We start from the raw sequence: 6,166 nt of genomic DNA on the forward strand, positions 1-6,166 counted from the left end.
CAAAAGATCGCAGCCTGCGGCAGCTCCTACAGTTCGTTTTGTGGTGACATTTGTGAGGACACCGTTTTGCGCTCTACCGAAGTCGTGATCATTGGCGCTGGCGCCGCAGGGTTGATGTGTGCACTGACCGCCGCCGGACGTGGGCGTGAAGTGTTGCTGCTCGACCATGCGAACAAGGCCGGCAAGAAAATCCTGATGTCCGGTGGTGGCCGCTGCAACTTCACCAACATGTACACCGAGCCGGGCAACTTCCTCTCGCACAACCCGCATTTCTGCAAATCGGCACTGGCGCGCTACACCCAGTGGGATTTCATCGGCATGGTCGGCAAGCACGGCGTGCCGTATCACGAGAAAAAACTCGGCCAACTGTTCTGCGATAACAAATCCAGCGACATCCTCGGCATGCTCCTCGACGAGTGCGATCAGGTCGGCGTCGAGCTGCACCTGGACACCTCGATCCAGACCATCGAGAAGGTCGAAAGCGGTTACCTGCTCGACACCACCCTCGGTCCGCTGCAGTGCCAGTCGCTGGTGATCGCCACCGGCGGGCTGTCAATCCCGACGCTCGGTGCCACCGGTTTCGGTTATCAGGTCGCCAAACAGTTCGGCCATGAACTGCTGCCGACCCGCGCCGGCCTGGTGCCGTTCACCATCACCGATCAGCTCAAGGAACTGTGCACCGAGCTGTCCGGGACCTCGGTGGATTGTCTGGTCAGTTGCAACGACCAGAGCTTTCGCGAAAACATCCTGTTCACCCACCGTGGCCTCAGCGGCCCGGCGATTCTGCAGATATCGTCGTTCTGGGAGCCGGGTGACACCGTGGAAATCAACCTGCTGCCGGATCACGACACCGCCGCATGGTTGCAACAGCAAGTGGCCGAACGTCCGAACAGCGAACTGAAAACCCTGCTCGGCGAGATCTTCACCAAGAAGATGGCTAACCTGCTGGCGGACAACTGGTTCGTCTCCAAACCGATGAAGCAGTACACCCACGCCGAACTGGCGCAGATCGCCGACAAGCTGGGCAGCTGGAAAGTCGTGCCGGCCGGCACCGAAGGCTATCGCACCGCCGAAGTGACGCTGGGTGGCGTCGACACCCGCGAAGTGTCGTCCAAGACCATGGAATCACTGAAAAGCCCTGGCCTGTATTTCATCGGTGAAGTGCTCGACGTGACCGGGCATCTGGGCGGCTTCAACTTCCAGTGGGCGTGGGCCTCGGGTTACGCGGCTGCGCAGTACGTCTGAGCCAGGACAAATCAAAACGGTGGGAGCGCGCTTTTGTGGCGAGGGAGCTTGCTCCCGCTGGGCTGCGAAGCGGCCCCAAACCATACAATGCGCTGCACCAGATGTAGCGCATTAAGCGATTTTACGACTGCTGCGCAGTCGAGCGGGAGCAAGCTCCCTCGCCACAGTCAATAATGTCCTGACTACCTATGCGCGTGTAAGGAACACTTTTTGCTGTCAGATGTGATCGGCGCCATTGCGTCGGCGTCATTACTGGCTCAATTTAGCGGCATCGCCTCGGAAGGCCTTCGCACTTCATGTCCTCGACCTCGTTTCGTCAGTCTTTGCGGCGCCTGTGGGCGCTGGATAAATTCAGCTACAGCGTGCGGGTGTTCATCGCCCTGACCGGCAGCATGGCGCTGTGTTGGTATCAGGATGAAATGGGCCTGCTGATCCCGCTGTTCCTGGGGATCATCGCCAGCGCCCTGGCCGAGACCGACGACAGTTGGCAGGGCCGCCTCAATGCCCTGGCGGTCACACTGGTGTGTTTCAGTATCGCCGCGCTGTCGGTGGAGCTGCTCTTCCCCTACCCCATCATGTTTGCCATCGCCCTGGCCTTGGCCAGCTTCGGCCTGACCATGCTCGGGGCGCTCGGCGAGCGTTACGGCGCCATCGCCTCGGCCACTTTGATTCTGTCGGTGTACACCATGATCGGCGTTGACCAGCGCGGCGGCGCGGTCACCGATTTCTGGCACGAACCGATGCTGCTGGTGGCCGGCGCCGCGTGGTACGGCCTGCTCTCGGTGCTGTGGCAGGCGCTGTTTTCCAACCAGCCGGTGCAGCAGAGTCTGGCGCGACTGTTCCGTGAACTGGGTTTTTACCTGAAGCTCAAAGCCTCGCTGTTCGAGCCAATCCGCCAACTGGACGTCGAAGCGCGGCGCCTGGAACTGGCGCAGCAGAACGGCCGCGTGGTGGCAGCGCTGAACAGTGCCAAGGAAATCATTCTGCATCGGGTCGGCAACGGTCGCCCGGGGTCGAAAGTCAGCCGTTATCTGAAGCTGTATTTCCTCGCCCAGGACATCCACGAACGCGCCAGCTCCTCGCACTATCCGTACAACGCGCTGGCCGATGCGTTCTTCCACAGCGACGTGCTGTTCCGCTGCCAGCGCCTGCTGCGCCAGCAGGGCAAGGCCTGCCGCGCGCTGGCCGAATCGATCCAGATGCGCCAGCCGTTCGTCTACGATGCCAGTTTTGCCGAAGCCCTGACGGACCTCGACGCCTCTCTCGAACACCTGCGCATCCAGAGCAACCCGGCGTGGCGCGGCCTGCTGCGCTCGCTGCGCGCATTGGCGGCCAACCTCGGCACCCTCGATCGTTTGCTCAGCGACGCGAGCAACCCGGATGCCTTGGCCGATGCCACCGACAGCAGCCTGCTCGACCGCTCGCCGCGCAACCTCAAGGACGTCTGGGTGCGCCTGCGCACGCAACTGACGCCGACCTCCTTGCTGTTCCGCCACGCCCTGCGCCTGCCGCTGGCGCTGAGTATCGGTTACGGCATGGTGCACCTGATTCACCCGTCGCAAGGCTACTGGATCATCCTCACCACGCTGTTCGTTTGCCAGCCGAACTACGGCGCAACGCGGCGCAAGCTCGGTCAGCGGATCCTCGGCACGGCCATCGGCCTGACCGTGGCGTGGGCGCTGTTCGATCTGTTCCCGAGCCCGCTGGTGCAGTCGTGCTTCGCCATCGCCGCCGGGGTGGTGTTCTTTACCAACCGCACCACGCGCTACACCGTGGCAACGGCGGCGATCACGATCATGGTGCTGTTCTGCTTCAACCAGATCGGCGACGGCTACGGGCTGTTCCTGCCACGCCTGTTCGATACCCTGCTCGGCAGCCTGATCGCCGGCCTGACGGTGTTCCTGTTCCTGCCGGACTGGCAGGGCCGACGCCTGAACAAGGTGCTGGCCAACACCCTGACCTGCAACAGCATTTACCTGCGCCAGATCATGCAGCAATACGCCGCCGGCAAGAGCGACGACCTCGCCTATCGCCTGGCCCGGCGCAACGCGCACAACGCCGATGCAGCGCTGTCGACCACCCTGGCGAACATGCTGATGGAGCCCGGGCATTTCCGTAAGGAAGCGGATGTCGGGTTCCGTTTTCTGGTGCTGTCGCACACCCTGCTCAGTTACCTGTCCGGGCTGGGCGCGCATCGTGAGACGCAGCTGCCGGCAGAGGTGCGCGAACAGCTGATCAACGGCGCCGGAGTGAAACTGGCCGCGAGCATCGACGACATCGCCCAGGGGCTGGCGAACAAGCAGCCGGTGGCGATCCAGAGTGACGAAGAGGAAGCGCTGGCCAATGAGCTGGAGCAGATGCCGGACGAGATCGATGAAGGACAGCGGCTGGTGCAGACGCAACTGGCGCTGATCTGCCGGCAGCTGGGGCCGCTGCGTACGTTGGCGGCACATTTGATCAAAGACACCAGTGAGATTAGCGCTGGCTGAAAGCACGCCTTCGCGAGCAGGCTCGCTCCCACAGGGGAACGCATTTCAAACTGTAGGAGTGAGCCTGCTCGCGACAGGGCGCTCCCACAGTGAGTGTGTGCACGACACAGAACCCATGTGGGAGCGAGCCTGCTCGCGAAGAGGCCATCGACCACAGCAAAGAATCTGGATCAGCCCTCACATCCCATGCTGGCGCATCAACCGCTCATAACTGCCATCCGCCTTCATCGCCGCGATCGCCTTATCAAACCCCGCCACAATCTGCTCATGCTGCGGATTCTTCAGGCTCACCAGAATATGCAGGCTGTTCTCGCTCAACGGCTTGGGCAGGAACTCCACGGCGTTGCGCACCTTGGATGATTCGCGCGCCAGGTAATACCGCGCGACGTATTCATCTTCCAGGGTCAGCTTGACCCGATCCGCCGCCAGCATGCGCACCGCCATTGCAAAGTTATGCACAGGGACTTTCTGCAGCCCGGTATCGGCATCGAACGCCTGTGAGTAGGCATAACCGCGCACCACGGCAATCGGGTACGTGTGCAGTTGCTCCAGGTTGCCGTACTCCAGCGGCGTGTCCTTGCGCTTGAGAAAACGGATGCGGTTGAGCAGGTATTCGCCAGAGAACTGGCCGATTCTGGTGCGCTCGTCGTTGTACCAGGCGTTGACCAGCACGTCATAACGCCCTTCGCCAACCCCCAGCAGCGCCCGCGCCCACGGCACCTGCTCATAGTCGCTGGCATAGCCGGCCCGGGCCAGCGCGGTGCTGACAATGTCGGTGGCCAGGCCGCCGTTGACCAGCGTGTCGTCGGTAAAGGGCGGCCAGATATCAAACACCAGTCGCAGCTTGTCCGCTGCGGCGGGTTGGGCCAGCAACAGCAATCCGATCAAAGCAAAGGCTCGATGCAGTCGCGGCATGCTCGAAAATCCTTAGCGGGCGGGCGGCCCGGCGTGTTTTTCAGTCAAACCCCCAAGGCTCCTTACCGGCGACACCCAGGCCCTAACATTAGCTCATTGAAGCCAGTGCACAGCGCTTTCCAGCAGATTACACAAAGCAGCCGCCGGCGCGAGAAAGGAATGATGGCATTTTGACCTTTATCACAGACTCTTACGCCATACAGACATCCGGAGCCCGTGCGCTTAGTATCGAACGACAGCGTTCAAGGAGCCGGAAGATGACAATCGAGTGGATCTGCAAACATCACAGCGATCTGGGCAAAGAGCAGTTGTACGCACTGTTAAAGCTGCGCTCAGAGGTGTTCGTGGTCGAACAGAAATGCGCCTACCCGGACCTCGATGGTCAGGATCTGGACGGCGACACCCATCACCTGATGGGCTGGGAAGATAATCAGTTGATGGCCTATCTGCGCCTGCTGGATCCCGAGTCCCAGGGCGGCGACGTGGTGATCGGCCGCGTGATCATCGCCCCGCAGGGTCGTGGCAAAGGGCTGGGGCACACGATGATGGAACACGCCTTGGAACAGGCTGCGAAGCATTGGCCGCAGGTGCCGATCTATCTGTCGGCCCAGGCGCATTTGCAGGGGTATTACGGCAGGTACGGGTTTGTGGTGGTGGGTGAGGAGTATCTGGAGGATGACATTCCGCACATAGGCATGCGTCGTCCTTGAGGCCCTATCGCGAGCAGGCTCACTCCTACATTTGGAATGCGTTCAATTGTAGGAGTGAGCCTGCTCGCGATTGTGTCAGCTCAAACACTGCAAGACTCAGGGATATTCCAGAACAGCCTTGATCTGCCGCAAATTCCGCTCGATCCACCCGCGATCAATCGCCCCCCACTCACGAATCCGATAGCGCCCGGCATGGTTGCGCGCGCCCTCTTCCTGCTCGAATTCACAGACGATATCCAGATCCGCCAGCGCGGCGATTGTGTCCTGCGCCGTGCGCCGTGGCATGCCGGTGACCTCGGTCAGCGCCGGGACGCTGGGAGCCAGGCCGCTGTCGATCAGGTAGGCCACGTACAGGCGACGGTAAAAACTGCTTTTGGTCTTGCTGACGTCCATGCATGGCTCCGTTAATTAAAAGATCAAAAGATCGCAGCCTTCGGCAGCGCCTACAGATCCCGCCACGTCAGGTACACCCGCAGGTCAAACTCGACCTGGTGATACCCGGGCAGCATGTGTTCACACAATTTGTAGAAAGCCTTGTTGTGGTCCGACTCTTTGAAGTGAGCCAGTTCATGCACAACGATCATCTTCAGAAACTCGGGCGCCGCCTCCTTGAACAGCGAAGCGATGCGAATCTCTTTCTTGGCCTTGAGCTTGCCGCCCTGCACCCGCGACACCGTGGTGTGCAGGCCCAGCGCGCGGTGAGTCAGGTCGAGGCGGTTGTCGAACAGCACCTTGTCGATGGCCGGCGCGTTGCGCAGGTATTCCTGCTTCAGGTCCAGTGCGTAGCTGTACAGCGCCTTGTCGCTC

General features: G+C 61.2%; 6 protein-coding genes. 3 read left to right on the forward strand and 3 right to left on the reverse strand.

Going from position 1 to position 6,166, the window contains the following annotated elements; genetic code table 11:
• Positions 1-66 precede the first annotated feature (66 nt).
• On the forward strand, positions 67-1,245 hold the full coding sequence (locus tag J5M57_RS26180) for an NAD(P)/FAD-dependent oxidoreductase (RefSeq protein WP_207848414.1): 1,179 nt from the start codon (positions 67-69) through the stop codon (positions 1,243-1,245).
• 296 nt (positions 1,246-1,541) lie between these two features.
• The gene (gene yccS / locus J5M57_RS26185; protein WP_207848413.1) at positions 1,542-3,734 is read left to right on the forward strand and encodes a YccS family putative transporter; all 2,193 of its coding nucleotides are present in this window, start codon (positions 1,542-1,544) and stop codon (positions 3,732-3,734) included.
• Positions 3,735-3,911: 177 nt separating this feature from the next.
• Here yccS and J5M57_RS26190 read toward each other — a convergent pair whose 3' ends face one another.
• Positions 3,912-4,649 carry a transporter substrate-binding domain-containing protein gene (locus J5M57_RS26190; RefSeq protein ID WP_207848412.1) on the reverse strand — a complete coding sequence of 246 codons (738 nt, stop codon included), beginning with the start codon at positions 4,647-4,649 and terminating at the stop codon, positions 3,912-3,914.
• 257 nt (positions 4,650-4,906) lie between these two features.
• Here J5M57_RS26190 and J5M57_RS26195 point away from each other — a divergent pair, with 257 nt between their 5' ends.
• Positions 4,907-5,359 carry a GNAT family N-acetyltransferase gene (locus J5M57_RS26195; RefSeq protein ID WP_207848411.1) on the forward strand — a complete coding sequence of 151 codons (453 nt, stop codon included), beginning with the start codon at positions 4,907-4,909 and terminating at the stop codon, positions 5,357-5,359.
• A 96-nt stretch (positions 5,360-5,455) separates the two neighbouring features.
• Here the strand turns inward: J5M57_RS26195 and J5M57_RS26200 are convergent, their stop codons facing one another.
• Together J5M57_RS26200 and J5M57_RS26205 are read right to left on the reverse strand one after the other, a co-directional pair.
• On the reverse strand, positions 5,456-5,752 hold the full coding sequence (locus tag J5M57_RS26200; RefSeq protein ID WP_003229005.1) for a winged helix-turn-helix domain-containing protein: 297 nt from the start codon (positions 5,750-5,752) through the stop codon (positions 5,456-5,458).
• A 50-nt stretch (positions 5,753-5,802) separates the two neighbouring features.
• Positions 5,803-6,166, reverse strand: a 364-nt coding sequence (locus J5M57_RS26205) for a YgjP-like metallopeptidase domain-containing protein (protein WP_207872023.1), incomplete at its 5' end; no start/stop codon positions are given.

It is taken from the genome of Pseudomonas sp. 86_A (assembly GCF_017491705.1).
Taxonomy (GTDB): domain Bacteria; phylum Pseudomonadota; class Gammaproteobacteria; order Pseudomonadales; family Pseudomonadaceae; genus Aquipseudomonas; species Aquipseudomonas koreensis.